This window comes from Planococcus rifietoensis, assembly GCF_001465795.2.
GTDB classification, from domain to species: Bacteria; Bacillota; Bacilli; order Bacillales_A; family Planococcaceae; genus Planococcus; species Planococcus rifietoensis.
In genome coordinates this window covers 399,505-418,179 of sequence record NZ_CP013659.2, presented here as the reverse complement: position 1 = coordinate 418,179, position 18,675 = coordinate 399,505, and the positions used below count along the sequence as shown (strand labels likewise).

13 protein-coding genes are annotated in these 18,675 nt (G+C 47.5%); 8 read left to right on the top strand and 5 right to left on the bottom strand.

All coding sequences use genetic code 11. The features are described 5' to 3' along the window. Window positions 1–262: 262 nt before the first annotated feature. A complete protein-coding gene (locus AUC31_RS01995) occupies window positions 263–1,144 on the bottom strand; it encodes a LysR family transcriptional regulator (protein WP_058381621.1) in 882 nt (293 codons plus the stop codon). A 126-nt stretch (window positions 1,145–1,270) separates the two neighbouring features. On the opposite strand from AUC31_RS01995, the gene hutG reads away from it, so the two are divergent. From hutG to AUC31_RS01970, 5 genes are all read left to right on the top strand, one after another. Further along, window positions 1,271–2,227: a formimidoylglutamase gene (gene hutG, locus AUC31_RS01990; RefSeq protein ID WP_058381622.1), complete on the top strand. Its 957-nt coding sequence runs from the start codon at window positions 1,271–1,273 to the stop codon at window positions 2,225–2,227. A gap of 4 nt (window positions 2,228–2,231) precedes the next feature. Beyond that, window positions 2,232–3,434 (top strand): sodium/glutamate symporter, encoded by a 1,203-nt coding sequence (gltS, locus tag AUC31_RS01985; RefSeq protein WP_058381623.1) that lies wholly within the window; start codon window positions 2,232–2,234, stop codon window positions 3,432–3,434. Between the two features lie 489 nt (window positions 3,435–3,923). Beyond that, window positions 3,924–4,766: a glucose PTS transporter transcription antiterminator GlcT gene (gene glcT, locus AUC31_RS01980; protein ID WP_058381624.1), complete on the top strand. Its 843-nt coding sequence runs from the start codon at window positions 3,924–3,926 to the stop codon at window positions 4,764–4,766. Window positions 4,767–4,952: 186 nt separating this feature from the next. Then, the gene (ptsG, locus tag AUC31_RS01975) at window positions 4,953–7,013 is read left to right on the top strand and encodes a glucose-specific PTS transporter subunit IIBC (protein WP_058381625.1); all 2,061 of its coding nucleotides are present in this window, start codon (window positions 4,953–4,955) and stop codon (window positions 7,011–7,013) included. Between the two features lie 113 nt (window positions 7,014–7,126). Further along, a complete protein-coding gene (locus AUC31_RS01970; RefSeq protein ID WP_058381626.1) occupies window positions 7,127–7,918 on the top strand; it encodes an endonuclease/exonuclease/phosphatase family protein in 792 nt (263 codons plus the stop codon). A gap of 248 nt (window positions 7,919–8,166) precedes the next feature. Here AUC31_RS01970 and AUC31_RS01965 read toward each other — a convergent pair whose 3' ends face one another. Then, window positions 8,167–9,105: a Gfo/Idh/MocA family protein gene (locus AUC31_RS01965; RefSeq protein WP_058381627.1), complete on the bottom strand. Its 939-nt coding sequence runs from the start codon at window positions 9,103–9,105 to the stop codon at window positions 8,167–8,169. 351 nt (window positions 9,106–9,456) lie between these two features. On the opposite strand from AUC31_RS01965, the gene AUC31_RS01960 reads away from it, so the two are divergent. Further along, window positions 9,457–10,893, top strand: coding sequence for a carbon starvation CstA family protein (locus AUC31_RS01960; RefSeq protein ID WP_058381628.1), 1,437 nt, complete (start codon window positions 9,457–9,459; stop codon window positions 10,891–10,893). A gap of 312 nt (window positions 10,894–11,205) precedes the next feature. Continuing rightward, on the top strand, window positions 11,206–12,036 hold the full coding sequence (licT, locus tag AUC31_RS01955; RefSeq protein WP_058381629.1) for a BglG family transcription antiterminator LicT: 831 nt from the start codon (window positions 11,206–11,208) through the stop codon (window positions 12,034–12,036). Between the two features lie 56 nt (window positions 12,037–12,092). On the opposite strand, the gene AUC31_RS01950 is transcribed toward licT, so the two are convergent. The 3 genes from AUC31_RS01950 to AUC31_RS01940 form a co-directional block, all read right to left on the bottom strand. Beyond that, window positions 12,093–12,965: a Cof-type HAD-IIB family hydrolase gene (locus tag AUC31_RS01950; protein WP_058381630.1), complete on the bottom strand. Its 873-nt coding sequence runs from the start codon at window positions 12,963–12,965 to the stop codon at window positions 12,093–12,095. A 146-nt stretch (window positions 12,966–13,111) separates the two neighbouring features. After that, window positions 13,112–14,593, bottom strand: a complete 1,482-nt coding sequence (locus AUC31_RS01945; protein ID WP_058381631.1) for a glycoside hydrolase family 1 protein — start codon at window positions 14,591–14,593, stop codon at window positions 13,112–13,114. 71 nt (window positions 14,594–14,664) lie between these two features. Further along, complete coding sequence (locus AUC31_RS01940; RefSeq protein ID WP_058381632.1) at window positions 14,665–16,578, bottom strand: beta-glucoside-specific PTS transporter subunit IIABC; 1,914 nt, start codon at window positions 16,576–16,578, stop codon at window positions 14,665–14,667. Between the two features lie 657 nt (window positions 16,579–17,235). Between AUC31_RS01940 and AUC31_RS01935 the strand changes: the two genes are divergently transcribed. After that, window positions 17,236–18,675: a glycoside hydrolase family 1 protein gene (locus AUC31_RS01935; RefSeq protein ID WP_058381633.1), complete on the top strand. Its 1,440-nt coding sequence runs from the start codon at window positions 17,236–17,238 to the stop codon at window positions 18,673–18,675.

Genomic DNA, 18,675 nt, shown 5'->3' with positions numbered 1-18,675 from the left:
GCAGAAAAAACATGAAGACCTCCGAGAATATAGAGGGTCTTCATGTTTTTTAGTATTTCTACATATATTTACAAAATGATTAAGCAAAATCACACATTACATCCGTCCAGAATGCTCTGCGATTCTGGAGCTTTCATGTGTCTTTTCAACGGAATTGTGTCTTGCACAGGGACGCATCGGGTCACATATAAACATAAAACACAGTCAGGCCAACACTTCCAGCAACTTCCGTCGCACATAAATTGTGTCATGCACAGGGACACTACGCAAAAAACTTCTCCACAAGCCCCATTGCCCGCATCACAACCGGCGGTAAATACCGGCTGCGGTCATAGGCAAGATAGACCGTCCTCGCGATGTTGCTTTCTTCAATCGGCTTGACTGTGAATCCGTTCTCCCGCTCTGCGCGAAGATAGCTCTCCGGCACAAAGGTCACCCCGAGTCCTTCCTCGACAAAACTGCAAGCTGTTTCGAAGCGCTCTACTTCGATTTGGATATTCGGCCGCGATCCGCCTTGGCGGAAAATATTCAAGATGTCTTCTCGCGTTTGAAAGCCTTCCTTAAAAATAATGAAGTCTTCACCGTCGAGGTCTTTGACGGAGATGCTTCGGTTTTTTTCGAGTGCATGGCTCCGTGGAAGCAACGCGACGAATTTCTCCTGGTAGATCGGCTGCACTTCTACCTCCTTTTCGGAGATCAGCTGATTGGTGATGGCGAAATGAATGTCGTAGTTTTTGATGGCTTTGTTGATGTCTTGCAGGCCCAACACTTCGATGATTTCAATATGAAGTTCCGGATATTCCTGCTTCATCGTCTTCAGTACTTTTGGCAGCCAGAATTTCGACGATTCGATCATGCCGATCGATAACTCCATCGGGCCCTGATGTTGGAGCCGTTTCATTTCCTCTTTCACGTGTCCCATGTGGTTGAGCAATTTTTTCGCTTCGGCATGCAGGACTTCGCCTTCCCGTGTCAGTGTCAGTTCGCGCTGTTTGCGGTCGAACAAGACAAGCCCTAAGTCTTGTTCTAAGTTCTTGATGGCGGTGCTGAGTGAAGGCTGTGCGATATGGAGCACATTTGCCGCTTTCGTGAAAGTTCCTTCTTCAATTAAAGTCGTGAAATAAATTAAATGCCGAATGTTCATAAGCTGCCTCCTCTATAGTTTCAAACTATAGAAATATAAATTTTTGGTATTAGTAATAATAGAATAACTCTTTTACACTTGGATTACACTGTATTTTCAGACATTTTTTATTTGGAGGCGTTCCCTATGCACGAACAAGCAAAGCGCCAGTTGTGGCAAGGGCGCATCGATAGCGAGACCGATTTCGACAGTTTTCGTTTTCATCAAGCTATCGACTGCGTCGAACCTGAAGATGATGTAAAACCGCACGCCCTTGCAATTGTCGGCTTTGAATGCGAGGAAGGCGTCCGCCGAAATGAAGGACGGCTCGGCGCGAAACATGCCCCTGATGAAATTCGCAAAACCCTTGCTTCCTTGCCTTATCATTTTGAACAAGACCAGCAACTGGCCGACACTGGCAATATCGTCTGCGTGGGCAAAAACCTTGAACAAGCACAACAGGAACTCGGCAATCACGTCGAACACCTGTTGAGAAAGTCAGCTTCCCCGATCATTCTCGGTGGCGGCCACGAAACTTTATACGGCCATTATCTAGGCATGCGCCAATTTATCGGGCCTGACAAAACACTCGGCTTGATCAACATTGACGCCCATTTTGATATACGCGAAGCCGATGCCCCTTCCTCTGGCACCATGTTCCGTCAAATTCTCGAGAATGATGTCCATGCAGGTTATCTGGTACTTGGCATTCAATCTTTTGGCAATACGAAAGCTTTATTCAAACAAGCTGATAAACTCGGATGCCAATACATTCTCGCAGAAAATCTCTCGACCGATCCTTTAACCAAAACCGTCATCGACGAATTCTGTGATCGCTATGACTATGTGTTATTGACCTTGTGCACCGATTCAATCGCAGCACAGGCAGCACCGGGTGTCAGCGCTCCCGCCCCGTTCGGCTTGGATCCCTTGCTCGTGCGCAACTTAATCAGCTATATCACCCGCAAGGCAAATATACGGAGCTTTGATATTTCGGAAGTGAATCCGCTGCTCGATGAAAATGGCAGGACCGTTAAGCTCGCAGCCTACCTCGTGGCAGAAGCCATGGATGGATTTGCTGACAAAGTAATGGAAAAGGAGTGACACGATGCTAATCGAATTAAACCAAGTGACCACAATCTTCCTCGCCATCGCAGTGTTCATGATTGGCTCTTATTTGAATTCCAAAATCAAAATCCTGGAGAAATACTGCATCCCTGCACCTGTCGTCGGCGGGCTGCTCGTCGCTCTTGTGCTCACTGCCCTTAGAGCTACGGGGCTTGCGGAAGTAACACTCGACACGTCGCTGCAAGGGTTGTTCATGCTGACCTTCTTCACGACTGTCGGGATCGGGGCAAGCTTCGCACTTGTTAAACTCGGCGGCAAGCTGCTCGTCATCTATTGGCTCGCCTGTGGTTTCTTGGCACTCGTTCAAAGCGCCATCGGCATTTCTCTCGCCTCGCTCTTGAACTTGGATCCATTGATTGGCGTCATGGTCGGTGCCGTCTCCATGGAAGGCGGGCATGGTGCTGCCACTGCCTTCGGTACGACGATTGAAGAATTGGGTGTAGAAGGTGCTTTATCTATCGGACTTGCCGCAGCCACTGTCGGATTAGTCGCTGGCGGCCTCATCGGCGGCCCGATCGTCAAGCACTTGATTAATAAGTACGATCTGAAATCAACAGAAGAACCGGATTTCGCATCATCAAAACCGAACAATCCCATTTCATCGATGGCCGCTCCAATCACTTCGCGCGTCTTCATGATTCAGTTATTCGTCATTGGCTTCTGTATGGCGCTCGGCTCTTACCTCGGCGAATGGTTCACGGCAGTCACAGACTTCGCCTTGCCGGGCTATGTCAGCGCCATGTTCGTCGCCGTCATCGTCCGCAATATTCTTGACCGCATGAACGACAACATCATTGAAATGAAAACAATCGGCATCATCGGCGACATCACCCTAAGCATTTTCCTATCGATGGCGCTCATGAGCATCAAGCTATGGGAAGTCGCTGAACTGGCCCTTCCGCTGCTAATCATCATCGTAGTACAAGTTTTGTTCATCGCCCTATTCGGCATCTTCGTCCTGTTCCGCCTATTAGGCAAAGATTACGACGCAGCCGTAATGGTTGGCGGATTCACCGGCCACGGCCTCGGCGCTACGCCGAACGCCATGGCCAATATGGAAGCCATCGTCTCGAAATACGGCCAGTCGCAAAAAGCCTATCTTGTCGTGCCGATTGTCGGCGCTTTCCTGATCGACGTATTCGCGATGCCGATCATCATCACTTCTATTAATATGTTCAGCTGACCGGGCATCCGGCTTTTCTGTCCGTCCCTGTGCACCACACAATTCAAGTGCCAGAACACGATCGGGAATGTTGGTACGACGGAGTTTTTCTGTTTATATCTGATCCAGTGCGTCCCTGTGCAAGACACAATTCCGGTGAAAAGACACATGAAAGCCCCAGAATCGTAGAGCATTCTGGACGGATTAAATGTGTGATTTGCTTTATCATTTTGTAAATATATGTAGAAATACTAAAAAACGTGAAGACCCGCCGTATTCTCGGAGGGTCTTCACGTTTTTTCTGCTTAAATTGTGTCTTGCACAGGGACGATTCCGTACCCAAACCCACTCCCGCCGCCATTCTCCTCGCTCGAATTGTGTGGTGCACAGGGACAAAACCGATACCACACCCCCCATTCCAAATCTCGAGCTTGTTTTTTTATCCCCATTTCCTGTATAACTTGAATTATGCTTAACACATCGAGGCGTTTTTTTGGAATGGAGGAAATCATGGAACAGCTATTGACCATCGAGAAAGTTTTGAATAACAACGTGGTGATCGCCCGCCATGATGCCTATAAGGAAGTCGTCTTGATCGGAAACGGCCTTGGCTTCAACCGGAAAAAAGGCGACGTCATTTCGTTCGATCATGCCGATAAGACGTTCCTGTTAAAAGACGAGGCGGAAAAGGAACAATACGTCAACATGATTCCGTATATCGATGAAGACCTCATCGCGTTTATCAACGACCAGCTCTTATATATCGAGGAACAGATGGGTACCGAGTTGAATGAACACATCCACGTCGCATTGACGGATCATTTGTCTTTTGCCATCAAGCGCATCCAGCAGAATATGCAGTTCTCGAATTCGTTTTTGTTCGAAATCGAGTCCTTGTATCCGAAAGAATACCAAGTGGCAAAGGGTGTTGTGAAAGAGTTCGAACGCCAGCTGGGCATTGTGTTTCCGGAAGGCGAAATCGGATTTATCGCGCTCCACATCCATAGCGCCGTGACCGACAAATCCTTGCGTGACATCAACCGGGACCACGCGCTCATTTCCCGCCTGACGGAATTGATCGAAGATGGGTTGAAAGTCGACCTCAGCAAAGACAATGTGAATTACCATCGCTTGATTCAACATTTGCACCGGGCGATCGACCGCATCCATCACGGGGAATCGCTAGGAGATGAAAATAAACTCCAAGAGCTATTGAAAGCCGAATACCCCGTGTGCTATAATCTGGCTTGGAAGCTCATTAAAGTAATGCAAAACCAATTAAAAAAGCCTGTCGACGAAGCGGAAGTGCTTTATCTGACGATTCATCTGCAGCGCTTGACCCATACAAACTGATTCATACGTGTTACTGATTCGATCAGGCATGAGTATGAAAAGGTACAACGGTTAATCTAGGGGATTTCTCCCCTTTTTTGCCGATGCCTTTTCCGCTCATGCCTTTTTTGTATGCTTTAGCTTCCGCCAAACACGCTCCATCCCGTTTGATCCGCATTCATTTTTACCAATAAAGGAGGAAATTTTATGTCTACTAATGTATTCGGTACATTGCAAAAAGTCGGTAAGGCATTGATGCTGCCTGTCGCACTCTTGCCCGCAGCAGGAATTTTGCTGGCATTCGGCACAAGCTTTTCACAAGACACATTTGTGGAAGCGGTACCATTCTTCGGCACCCCATGGGTCCAGTCATTGCTCTTCATCATGGCGGAAGCCGGCGGTGTCATCTTTGACAACTTGCCACTGCTCTTTGCGGTCGGCGTTGCGATCGGCTTAGCCGGCGGTGACGGCGTCGCAGGCCTTGCCGCGATCATTGGCTATTTGATCATGAACGTCACGATGAAAGCAATCGGCGGCATCACAGAAGAGATGGCCACTTCAGACCCTGCGTACGCCATGGTTCTCGGGATTCCAACTTTACAGACCGGCGTCTTCGGCGGGATCATCGTCGGGATAATGGCCGCGGCCTTGTACAATAAATTCTTCAATATCAACTTGCCGCAATTTCTCGGCTTCTTCGCCGGAAAGCGCTTTGTTCCGATTATTACTGCATTCTCGGCATTGTTTCTCGGTGTCGCGATGTTCCTCGTCTGGCCTTTCGCACAGAACGGCTTGAACTCATTGTCTTATTTCATGCTTGAAACAAACCGCACGCTTGCGGCATTTGTTTTCGGCCTTGTGGAACGCTCATTGATTCCTTTCGGTCTTCACCACATTTTCTATTCGCCATTCTGGTTCGAGTTCGGCTCGTATACGAATGCGGCTGGTGAAATCGTCCGCGGCGACCAGCGCATCTTCTTTGAACAGCTGCAAGACGGCGTCGAGTTTACAGCCGGCACGTTCATGACAGGGAAATTCCCATTCATGATGTTCGGCCTTCCAGCAGCAGCGCTTGCGATCTACCACTGTGCACGCCCTGAGCGCAAGAAAGTGGTCGGCGGCATCATGGGTTCAGCTGCCCTTACTTCATTTTTGACAGGGATCACTGAACCGCTTGAATTCGCATTCCTTTTCGTAGCACCAGTATTGTTCGGGATCCACGCAGTATTCGCCGGACTCTCGTTCATGATCATGCACATTCTTGATGTTAAAATCGGCATGACTTTCTCAGGCGGCCTCATCGACTTCCTGTTGTTCGGCGTCATGCCGGGCAGAACAGAATGGTTCTGGGTTATCGTCGTCGGATTGTTCTTCGCCGTCATTTACTACTTCGGCTTCCGCTTCGCCATCACGAAATTCAATTTGATGACGCCAGGGCGTGAAGACGAAGAAGAAGACGAAGATGGCGATTCAGCCGTTGCCGGTGAATTGCCATACGAAATCCTGCAAGCGATGGGCGGACAGCAAAACATCACCCACCTTGATGCCTGCATCACCCGCCTGCGCGTCAGTGTTGAAGACAAGAGCGCAGTCGATAAGAATAAATTGAAAAAACTCGGCGCTTCCGGCGTCATGGAAGTCGGCAATAACATCCAAGCAATATTCGGGCCGGTTTCCGACAATCTGCGCGGTCAGATGCAAGACATCATCAACGGCAAAACGCCGCGCACGAAACAAGATGTATCCCAAATAATCGACCAAGCGAAAGACGCGGGAGATGCACCGGTACGCCTCGGCACCGTTGATTTCGGCATCCCGATCACAGGCGACATCCTGCCGATCACCGATGTACCGGACCAAGTCTTTTCCGGCAGAATGGTCGGCGACGGCTTTGCGATCAAACCGTCTGAAGGCAAAGTATTTTCGCCAGTGAACGGTGAAGTCGTCACCTTGTTCCCGACGAAACACGCCATTGGCCTCAAAGCAGATGATGGCACTGAAATGCTGATCCATATCGGCATCGATACTGTCCATCTGAAAGGTGAAGGCTTCACTGCCCACGTTGAGCAAGGCGACCTTGTCGAACAAGGACAATTATTGATGGAAATGGACCTTTCCTATATCGGCAGACACGCTCCGTCCATCATCACGCCGGTTGTCTTCACGAGCCTCCAAGAAGGACAGCAAGTGAACATCAAAACATCCGGCCGAGTAGCCGCGAATACGAAAGACTTGATTGAAATTACTGGCGGGAATGAAGAAGTGTAAAAGCTCCTTTCTTACCAGCTTCAAACCCGGCCCGATGCGAATCTCTTCGCATCGGGCCGGGTTTTTTAAAATAAGCAAGCTCACTCACTAAACCGTTTTGGAGGAATCAATCAATGAAACTACTGACCTTGAATTGCCACGCATGGCACGAAGAAAATCAACTGGACAAGATCCACCATTTGGCACGAGCCATCGCCGAAAAACAATACGACGTCATCGCCTTGCAGGAAGTCAACCAGTCGATCGATGATGAACCAGAACATATTATCAAGCACGATAATTACGCATGGGTCCTGCTTCAGGAAATGGAGCAACTCGGCATGACAGGCTATTCGATGGTGTGGGATTTCTCCCACCTCGTCTACGGGCGCTTTGAAGAAGGGCTGGTGATCTTGACGCGCCACCCAGTCGCCGAGGAGCATAGCTTCTTCGTCAGCCAAAGCACTGACAAGAATTCCCCGAAAACGCGGAAGATTGTCGGTGCGACTATCCATTACGAAGACCAGCCCTTCACATTCTATTCCTGCCATACCGGCTGGTGGCACGACACAGTAGAGCCGTTCAAGTTCCAGGCCGACCAGCTGCTTGAGCAAATGAACACGGAGGCCCCTGCCTTCTTGATGGGCGACTTCAACAACGACGCTTCGCTCGAACAGCAAGGCTATGCTTACTTATTGGAGAATGGGCTGCACGACACGTACACCTTGGCTGAGGAAAAAGACGCCGGCATCACCGTCAAAGGCAAAATCGCCGGCTGGAGCGACAACAAGCAAGACCTGCGCATCGACTTGATCCTCTCCACCGAACCCGTAACCGTCAAATCGTCGAAAGTCATCTTCAACGGCGAGCACAAGCCGCTGGTGTCGGACCATTTCGGTGTGGAAGTTCAGTTGGTAATGAATTAGCGAAGAGTCAGCTGAGCAAATTCATTTGCGACGCATTTACGCAGTAAATGTGGGAGCAATACTTTTATGTGCGACGCATTTACGCAGTAAATGTGGGAGCAATACTTTTATGTGCGACGCATTTACGCAGTAAATGTGAGAGCAATGGTTTTATGTGATGCTCGAACTAAAATAACTAGACAAATAAAACCGCTTTTCCCTCCTCATATGCTGGACGGGAAAAGCGGTTTTCACATTGGCTATTTTCATTAAAGCAAAAGCTTGGTCACTTGCCGGGAGATTTCGTGCGTGTTGATGGGGGACTCTATTTGGCCTTTGTGCACACAGCGGATAAATTCGTCGAGTTCGTAATACATCGTATCGAACTCTTGCGGGACGGAAATGTCTTCGGTTGTGCCGTCGCGGTATTTGATCAGCACATGTTTCGGGTCGCTGATTCTGTCGATTTCGATGACGCCCTTTTCGCCTTGGATTTCACTCGGCAAATACGAATCCGAAATCTTTGAGTACATGACGATCGCTTCACATTCGCCATAATCAAGAATCATGCTGCCTTGCCCTTCCGCACCGGTCGATAACAGGTAGCGGTTGCGCAATACGGCATCCGGCTCACCCGCCAAATGGACGAGCGGCGCCAAGCCGTAAACGCCGAGATCCGTTTTCGCGCCGTTGCCGAGTTCCGGCTTGAACGCGTTCTCGACGATGCCTTCTTTGTATTTATCGTAGCGGGATGAATACTGGTTGTAATGGAATACGTAGCGGCGGACCGGGCCAATTTTATGCAGCTCTTCTTTCAGCCGCAGGAAAGTCGGTGTCACGGTCGATTTCATTGCTTCCATATAAGTCATGCCGGTTTCGTTCGATGCCGCAATGACTCTATCCATCTCATCCAGGCTGACAACGGCCGGCTTTTCGCATAGCACATGCACGCCGTGTTGCATCGCGAGCAAGCTTTGTTCAGCGTGAAACGCATTCGGCGAAGCGATATAGACCGCATCGATATCGCCTTCTTCGAACATTTTTTTCATGTCCGTATAGACCGCCTCCACCCCGTATTTCTCCGCAAACGCGCGGCCGGTCTCTTCCGTCCTTGAATACACGGCGCCGATGCGGAAATCCGGATGCTGCTTCGCTGCTTTGATAAATCGATCGGTGATCCAATTCGTTCCAATGATTCCAAAATTCATAGTTGGTTCCCTCTTCTCTTTATGTACTTGAATTCAAGCATAATGCAATCGCGCGGCTGTGTCACACGCCACCCAATCTAACCAATGTCTCGACTGAACATTCTATTTTACTTTTATCTCAAGATAATGAAATTAAAGATTTCCTAGACATATATACGAAGCAATAAAAAAGTCCTTAGTCCTCAAAACCCATTGGATACGCTTTCACTTACGCTCCCCTTATCAATTATCTATCGCTTTGCCATAAATAAATAGAAATATTAGTTTTTTCGAAATATTAACTTTTATTTTCCGAAAAAGATGCTATCATGTGTTATACGATATATCACTGACACCAGGAGGACGACGCATATGATTACATTTTTCGCAGCACTTGCACTTTTAATATTGGGATACATGTTTTATTCGAAATTCATCGAAAAGGTATTCGGCGTCGACGACAATACTCCAACCCCTGCCTACGCGCAGGCAGATAATATCGACTATGTGCCGATGAGCTGGTGGAAAGGTAATTTGATCCAACTGTTGAACATCGCAGGCCTTGGCCCGATCTACGGCGCTGTAGCTGGCGCATTGTACGGCCCCGTCGCTTTCATCTGGATCGTTGTCGGCTGCATCTTCGCTGGCGGCGTCCACGATTACTTCTCAGGCATGATGTCGATGCGCCACGGCGGAGCACAATTCCCGACGCTTGTCGGGCGCTACCTCGGAAAGAACGCAAAAGTCTTCATCAACGGCTTGTCGCTCGTGTTGATGCTGCTCGTTGCAGCTGCCTTCACGGCTGGCCCCGCTCAATTGATCGCCCAAATCACGCCGATTTCGTTTATCTGGGCGCTTGCACTTATTTTTGCTTACTTCGTTCTCGCGACAATCTTGCCGATCAACCGCATCATCGGCCGCATCTACCCGCTACTCGGCGGCATCCTGTTGTTTATGGCCATCGCAGTCGCCGTAGCACTCGTGTTCTCCGGCAAACCGATGCCGAACTTGACCTTCAGCAATTTGCATCCAGGCGAATTGCCGATTTGGCCGCTCCTTATGGTTACCGTCTCTTGCGGCGCGATCTCCGGCTTCCATAGCACGCAAAGCCCAATCATTGCCCGCACAATGAAAAAAGAAACCGACGGCCGCAAAATCTTCTACGGCGCCATGGTCATTGAAGGCATCATCGCCTTGATCTGGGCGGCAGCTGGCATGACTTTCTTCAACGGCACAGAAGGGCTCGGCGCAGCACTTGCAGCAGGCGGACCGTCTGGCGTCGTCAACGACATCTCGATTTCGCTTCTTGGCACGTTGGGTGGCATCCTCGCGATCTTCGGCGTCATCATCTTGCCGATCACAACGGGTGATACTGCGCTGCGCTCGTCACGCATGATCTTGGCTGATTTATTGTCGAAGTTCACCAAAACTGACGGCACGCTGCGTATCCTGTTGATCACTGTCCCACTTGCCATCCCGACGTTCTATATGGCGACAATCGACTACACGTTCTTGTGGAGATACGTCGGCTGGACCAACCAAGTCGTCGCCACCTTCATGCTGTGGACAGCGACGATGTATTTGCTCAAGAACTACAAAATGCACTGGATCAGCGGCGTGCCGGCCATGTTCATGACAGGCGTCGTCTCCATGTACATCTTCTATGCACCTGAAGGCTTGAACATGGAATACCACATCGCCGCCATGATCGGCTCGGTCATCACTTTGGCAGTCGCTCTCTGGTATATCGCGCAGATCCTGAAATACCGCGCTGCGAAACAAGTGGATTCAAAATACGAAACAGTTTAATCAATTCATGCAGCCAATGCTGCAAAGATGGCTTCGGCATTGCCGGGGCCATCTTTTTCTATTTCATTATTTTATTGAAGAAATTTCGGTGTTCACAAGCATTCTTATAAGGCCTCGAGCATGCTTTTGAAAGCGTTGACAGGACTAGGGAGCGAAGATATACTAAGTTAAATGAATAGTTCGAAAACAGGATTGTTACTGGTAAAGCAGGCAAAACCTAAGTCGCTAAAAAGATAAAATCGCTGTGATTTTATCTAGTTTTAGTTCGGCTTAGGTTATTTATTTTGACAGATAAAGAACTGGGGTGAAGCCATGAAAATAGCCAAAGTCATTAATAATAATGTCATCAGCGTGCTGCAGTCAGACGGCTCGGAACTGGTGATCATGGGGAAAGGATTGGCTTTTCAGAAAAAGCCGGGCCAAGATGTGGATCAGCTGAAAATCCAGAAAGTATTCGCCTTAAAAAACAAAGAAACGACCGATAATTTCAAGATGCTTCTTCGGGAAGTACCGGTCGATCACATGATGGTAGTGGAAGAAATCATTACATACGCGAAAAATACGCTTGGCAAAAAACTGAATGAGAATATTTATGTTTCATTAACGGATCACATCAATTTTGCGATGGAACGCTTTCGCGATGGCATCGAGATAAGAAATGCCTTGTTGTGGGAGATCAAGCAATTATATAAAGAAGAATTTTTGGTAGGCGTCAAAGCGGTTGAACATATCAATGAAAAGTTCAATGTCTCCTTATCGGAAGACGAGGCCGGCTTTATCGCCATTCATTTGATCAATGCCGAAATGAATGAAGATGTATCGAACACCTTAAGCATCACGAAGTTCATCCACCAAATCATCACCATCGTCAAATACCATTTCAAAGTCGACTTTGACGAGGATTCATTGAATTATGCACGCTTCATCACCCATCTGAAATTCTTCGCCCAGCGGATATTCAAAGGGACGCATTACGAAGGAAAAGATGATGAATTATACCTTTTGGTGAAGCAAAAGCACCCAGACGCAGCGAAATGTACGGACAGAATCAAGGAATACATCAAGAAAGAGCATGGCCAGGAATTGACCAATGACGAAATGCTCTATCTGACAATCCACATTGAACGCGTCGTCAACAGATGAAATCAATCGGAAACAAAAGCAAAAAGAAGAGATGCGGAATTTCCGCATCTCTTCTTTTACTGTTTAGCCCATATATTCAACAGATAGTTATTGATGGCATGCGCTACGCCGTTTTCGCCATTCGTATGGGTAACGACATCACAAAGCTCTTTCACTTCAGGTTCTGCATTCCCCATCGCTACCGACAGCCCTGCCACTTCCATCATTGGGAGATCATTGAAGTTATCTCCAATGGCTACGGTATTGTGCAATGGAATGTTAAAGTGCTCGGCCATTCTCTTCAATGCGCTTCCTTTATTGCCATACTGATCCATCACTTCAATATTCAACGGGCTCGAAGAAGTGATGCCGATAGTGGAAATTTCCTCCAGCGAGTTGCCTAACGCTGTTTTACTGCTGGCGTTTAAAGTGAGGACAAAGAATTTCTGAATGGTCAGCTCTTCTCGCGTGAACAACTCACTATAATGATCAAAGAAATTGAGGAGGCTCGATTTTTGGGGCTGCTCCGTAATCTTTTTATAGATTTCATCGGACAGTCCTTCGACTTTAATCTGCTCCTGCTGCATCGCAAGTTCTACCCGTTCGGACCAATCCGCCGGTACGTATATTCCTTCGTTGGTATAGATTCGATATGGAAACCTCTCCGCATCCAGTCTTTCTGCGGTCTCGATAACATCGTTTCTGTCCATGGAAACACTTTGCAACACCCGTCCATGAGCGTGCACAACGGAGCCGTTGCTTCCGGCCAACGGAATCGACAAATCGTATTTATCCAGGATCTGCTGGATATCTTCAGGAGCGCGCCCCGAGCAAATCATGACGATATTCCCTTGGTTTTGTGCTTCTCGAATAGCCTCGAGGCTTTCTTCGGTAATCTCCATATTATGAGACAGCAAAGTGCCGTCCAAATCAATCGCAATCAGTTTCATAATTGTCCACCCTTCCTCTCAAAACAAACCGGTTATCTTTCTTCATTATAAAGCAATATTTCATGACTGCCCTGTCCTTTGAATTATTTAAAGATTGGTTAATATAGCTGAAAGTGCCTCACTCTACTGAGCAAGGCACTTTTTCTTCACTTTACTTCATTTAAGCTTTTTTGAGACAATTCTTCGCCGTTCGTCGCGATTACATTTTTGTACCAGTCAAACGACTTTTTCTTTCTTCTTTCCAGCGTGCCGTTGCCATAATCGTCTTGGTCCACGTAAATAAAGCCATAGCGCTTGGACATTTCGGACGTGCTGGCTGAGATCAAATCGATGCAGCCCCAGCTCGTATAGCCCATCAGTTCAACGCCATCTTTAATCGCTTCACCCATTTGTTCGATATGGGCCTGCAGGTAATCAATGCGGTAATCATCGTTGATCGAGCCGTCTTCTTCCACCACATCGTATGCCCCTAAGCCATTTTCAACGATGAACAACGGCACTTGATAGCGGTCATACATTTTGTTCAAGGTAATGCGCAAGCCTTTCGGGTCAATTTGCCAACCCCAGTCCGACGCTTCCAAATAAGGGTTTTTGATGCCAAGAGAAAAATTTCCTTTCTCTTTTGCTTTATCCGGATTCCCGCTCGCGACAATGGACATGTAGTAGCTGAAGGACAAAAAGTCGACAGTATGCTCAAGCAGGATGTCTTTGTCGCCCGGGAGCATTTCAATTTCAATGTTATTTTCTTTAAAGTATCGCTTCATGAAGCCCGGATAGTAGCCGCGCACCTGGACATCTGTAAAGAACAAGTTTTTCTGGTCTTCATCCAGTGCTGCCTGCACGTCGTCTGGGCTGCATGTTTCCGGATAGGATTCCATGCGCGCCAGCATACAGCCGATCTGTGAACCAGGAATGATTTCGTGGCAGGCTTTGACCGCTTTCGCACTCGCCACAAACTGGTGATGCAGCGCTTGATAGACCGCTTGTTCTTTGTGTTCCAGGCGGTCAACTAAAATACCGCTGCCAATATACGGCGAGAACATGGAAATATTGATTTCATTGAATGTCAGCCAGTACTTGACTTTATCCTTGTACCGGTTGAATACCGTTTCCGCGTAATGAACGAAAAAGTCCACTAAGCGGCGGTCAGCCCAGCCATTGTATTTTTGCACCAAATGAAGCGGCATTTCATAATGCGATAAGGTCACCAAGGGTTCAATGCCGTGCTCTTGCAGTTCATCAAACACCCGATCGTAGAAAGCCAAGCCTTCTTCGTTTGGAGTTTGCTCATCCCCATTCGGGAAAATCCGCGGCCACGAGATCGACAGGCGGAAGGTTTTGAAACCCATTTCTGCAAAAAGAGCGATGTCTTCTTTATAACGGTGGTAAAAATCGATGCCTCGGCGTTTCGGAAAATTGGTTTTCCCCGTTTCTTCCAGAAGAGCATTCAATTCCTCTTCGCTCTTCACATCCATTTCAATGTCTTTGCCGCGTTCTTCTTTTGGCACGAATGACACCATATCGAAAATCGATAGCCCTTTTCCGCCTTCATTATAGGCACCTTCTAGCTGATTCGCGGCTGTTGCGCCGCCCCATAAAAACCCTTTTGGAAATGTAGTAGATGTCATGAGTCTATCTCCTTTTTTATGTATGGAAGAAAAACGAAATTCCGTTTTTCTTCCTACTTATTTTTGTGAAATTAAATATCCAGTGAGATGAGCGGATCGCCCCATTTGATCTGTTTATCGGTTGTCGTGTTAACTTGAGCGTATTTCCCAGTATCCGTAACGACGACAGGTGTGGTAATTTCAAAACCAGCTTTTTGAATGGCTTCAATATCGAACTCGATCAGCAATTGCCCCTTTTCAACCCGGGCACCTTGTTCTACAAGTGCAGTGAAATGCTCGCCACCCAGCTGGACCGTGTTCATGCCGATATGAATCAATATTTCTGCGCCGCTGTCTGCTGTAATGCCGATCGCATGCTTTGTCGGGAACAAAGCGGTGACAATTCCGGAAACCGGTGCAAATAATCTTCCTTCTGTCGGCTCGATCGCTACACCTTGACCTAAAGCACCCGACGAAAATGCGGCATCTCCGATTTCTGATAAGGGTCTAATAAGTCCCTCCATAGGGCTTGCGACGATCTGGTTGCCGACAAGCAAGGCTTCTTCTTTTTGCACAGCTACTTTTTCTGATGCAGGATCGGCTGTTGTGTGTGCTTTACTCAACCCGAAGAAGTAAGTAAGGACAAAACTAAGGACAAAGGCGATGCCGAGTGCAGGCACAACCGCCCAAAAGGCAAAGCCCAATTCTCCAGTAGGAGGAATTAAGGACGGAATTCCGAAAATCCCGAGCCCACCGACCATGTAAATTGCTGAATTTGCAAATGCGAAAACTGCACCACCTACCGCACCACCTATACAGCTTATAAAGAAAGGCTTTTTCAATGGGAGCGTAATTCCGTAAATTGCCGGTTCGGTTACGCCAAAAATCCCTGAAATGAAAGCCGGCGCACTCAGTGATTTCATTTTTTGATTCTTAATTCTGATCCAAACTGCAAGTACCGCGCCAATTTGTGCAAATGAAGCTGCAAATGCCATAGCCAGCACGGGGTCCGAACCATAAACGGTCAAGTTGTTGATTGCGATCGGTACGAGCCCCCAATGCAAGCCGAAGATAACGAACACTTGCCAAAGCCCTCCGATAAATAAGCCGGCAATGATCGGGCTTAAATTAAAGATGAAGAGTGTCGCTTGGCCAAGCAATTGACCTGCCCAAGTCGCAATCGGCCCAATCAACAGGAAGGTAACCGGCACTACGACCAGTAAGGTTGCAAATGGAACAATGAAGGTTTTGACGACATCAGGTGTGATTTTAGTGAACATCTTTTCTACTTTAGCGCCAATTGCTGAAGCAATAATAATCGGAATAACGGATGACGCATAACTCATCAGGATTACTGGAATTCCTAAAAACGTGATATAGACAGGGGATTCAAACAGCGTGCCACTAAACAAGGTATAAAGCGGGTCGCCTGCCGTTACGGTGGATAGTGTAGGATACACAAGCGCTGCCCCGATGGCCATCCCGATAAACGGGCTGCCCCCGAATTTCTTCATGGCAGTGTAGCCAAGGAAAATTGGGAAGAAGTAAAAGAGTGAATCACCGACTGCATTTAAAATCTGATATGTACCGGACGTCGGATCAAGCCACCCAAGCGCGACAAACATTGCATTTAATCCTTTGATCATCCCCGTTGCAGCAAGGACACCAAGGATCGGCGAAAAAATACTGGAGATAATATCAATAAATCGGTTGAATAAACTGGTCTTGCCTGACTCTTCTGCCGGAGCATCATTAGCTCCAAAGCCACCGACTTCAACGACTGCCTTGTAAACGTCTTGCACATGATTGCCGATTACCACCTGGTACTGGCCGCCACTTTGCATGACTGTTACGACGCCGTCCATGTCTTTCAAGACTTCTTTGTTCGCCTTGCTTTCGTCCTTCAGTTTAAAGCGAAGCCGTGTAATGCAATGCACCACGCTATTGATGTTCTCGCGGCCTCCTACATTTTCGATGATGTCCTTTGCCAATTGTTCATACTTCATCTTCTCCACCTCCCGCAATATTCAACCAAGTTTATTTTGGAAACAAAAAAACCCAAATCATACAAGGTCAGAGATCGGTCTCTGCACCTTCTATGATTTAGGTTTTGCCTGCTTCACCAGTAACAATCCTAAAGGACTGATATGTAGTTGATAGGCTTAATATATCAGCAGCGAAATTGGATGTCAACGCTTTCATTTAATATTTTTTAATTTTATAAAAACTTAAGTGATACTCACTAACCTAAAAGAATCCACTTAAAAACCCGCTTCGGTTATGGCTTTCTCTTGTGGATTGGCTAGAGCCGCCTTCTTCTCAATGCAATTCTAAATACGGAAGCCGCCCTCCTCATCTCTCCTCTTGATTACAGACGGTTGGGATCTTAACTTATAATTCATGCGCTATCCTGTTTCGTTTCCCCAGCTTAAAGTTTTCTCCATCAATTGTATAAAACATGGGAAAAGTTTTCTGTGAATTATTTGCCTAATCAAAAAAGCGGTGTTACAGTTAATCCAATTCAATATTCTGGGTTGTTACTGGTCGTGCAGGCAAAACCTAAATCGCGTATGCTACGGGACAAATCTGTCTCCAGCGTGATTTAGGTTTTTTTACTGCCAATGTGATCGTGACACCACAATACATAATCGGAGGTTTTTCAAATGACGAAAACATATCAATTCCCCGAGAACTTTTTATGGGGCGGCGCGACGGCAGCGAATCAATTAGAAGGAGCCCACCTCGAAGGCGGCAAAGGCATGAACTTGGCAGATGTGATGCCAGGTGGAAAAATCCGATTCAAACTAATCAGCCAACTCGGATTCGATTTTGAAATCGACAAGAACAAGTATACATACCCAAACCACGATGCCATCGACTTCTACCACCGTTACGCTGAAGACATCGCTTTGTTTGCGGAGATGGGCTTTAAAACTTTCCGCCTGTCGATTGCCTGGTCACGTATTTTCCCGAATGGCGATGAACTGGAGCCAAACGAAGAAGGCCTTGCGTTCTATGACCGTGTTTTCGATGAATGCTTGAAACATGGGATGGAACCGCTTGTGACGATTTCCCATTATGAGATGCCGTTGTACTTGATCAAAGAATACGGCGGCTGGAGAAGCCGTGAAGTCATCACTTTCTTCGAGCGCTATGCGGTGACTTTATTCAACCGTTATAAAGACAAGGTGAAGTACTGGCTGACGTTCAATGAAATCAATGGCGCCACCCATATGCCGATTTTCAGTCTCGGCTTTTCTCCAGCCACTGAAGAGGTCCGGTTACAGGAAACGTTCCAGGGCTTGCACCACCAATTTGTGGCCAGCAGCTTGGCAGTAAAAGCTTGCCACGAAATCATTCCTGAGGCTCAAATCGGCTGCATGCTGTTATATGCTCCCGTCTACTCATTCGATGCGAATCCAGTCAACGTATTGCACGCAATGAAAGAAGAACAACTGTTCAATTATATTTCGGGAGACGTCCAAGTGCGCGGTGAATACCCTGCATTCACTAAGCGCTACTTCAAAGAAAACAACATTCAAATTGACATGCAAGAAGGCGACCTGGAAACGATCAAACAATACCCAGTGGACTTTATCTCCCTGAGCTATTATATGTCGCGTACCGAAAAGAAAGAGAAAACTCCAGAAGACATGATAGAAGGAAACATCATGGCAGGCGTGAAAAACCCATTCCTGGAAGCAAGCGATTGGGGCTGGGAGATTGACCCTATTGGCTTACGCATCTCATTAAACCAATTGTATGACCGTTATCGTGTGCCTTTATTCATCGTCGAAAACGGCCTTGGCGCTTACGATACGCTAGAAGAAGATGGCAGCATCATCGACGACTACCGCATCAATTACCTCCGGGGACATATTGAAGCGATGGGCGAAGCGATTGAAGATGGCGTAGAGTTAATGGGTTACACGCCATGGGGCTGCATCGACCTCGTAAGTGCTTCCACTGGTGAAATGTCCAAACGTTACGGCTTCATCTACGTAGACAAGCATGACGACGGAAGCGGCACACTTGAGCGTAAAAAGAAAAAGTCTTTCCACTGGTATCAAAACGTTATTTCCACGAATGGGAAAGAACTATAA

Coding starts and splice junctions, on each gene's coding strand:
- AUC31_RS01995 (WP_058381621.1), bottom strand. CDS start 1,144: ATGAACATTCGGCATTTAATTTATTTCACGACTTTAATTGAAGAAGGA.
- hutG (WP_058381622.1), top strand. CDS start 1,271: ATGCACGAACAAGCAAAGCGCCAGTTGTGGCAAGGGCGCATCGATAGC.
- gltS (WP_058381623.1), top strand. CDS start 2,232: ATGCTAATCGAATTAAACCAAGTGACCACAATCTTCCTCGCCATCGCA.
- glcT (WP_058381624.1), top strand. CDS start 3,924: ATGGAACAGCTATTGACCATCGAGAAAGTTTTGAATAACAACGTGGTG.
- ptsG (WP_058381625.1), top strand. CDS start 4,953: ATGTCTACTAATGTATTCGGTACATTGCAAAAAGTCGGTAAGGCATTG.
- AUC31_RS01970 (WP_058381626.1), top strand. CDS start 7,127: ATGAAACTACTGACCTTGAATTGCCACGCATGGCACGAAGAAAATCAA.
- AUC31_RS01965 (WP_058381627.1), bottom strand. CDS start 9,105: ATGAATTTTGGAATCATTGGAACGAATTGGATCACCGATCGATTTATC.
- AUC31_RS01960 (WP_058381628.1), top strand. CDS start 9,457: ATGATTACATTTTTCGCAGCACTTGCACTTTTAATATTGGGATACATG.
- licT (WP_058381629.1), top strand. CDS start 11,206: ATGAAAATAGCCAAAGTCATTAATAATAATGTCATCAGCGTGCTGCAG.
- AUC31_RS01950 (WP_058381630.1), bottom strand. CDS start 12,965: ATGAAACTGATTGCGATTGATTTGGACGGCACTTTGCTGTCTCATAAT.
- AUC31_RS01945 (WP_058381631.1), bottom strand. CDS start 14,593: ATGACATCTACTACATTTCCAAAAGGGTTTTTATGGGGCGGCGCAACA.
- AUC31_RS01940 (WP_058381632.1), bottom strand. CDS start 16,578: ATGAAGTATGAACAATTGGCAAAGGACATCATCGAAAATGTAGGAGGC.
- AUC31_RS01935 (WP_058381633.1), top strand. CDS start 17,236: ATGACGAAAACATATCAATTCCCCGAGAACTTTTTATGGGGCGGCGCG.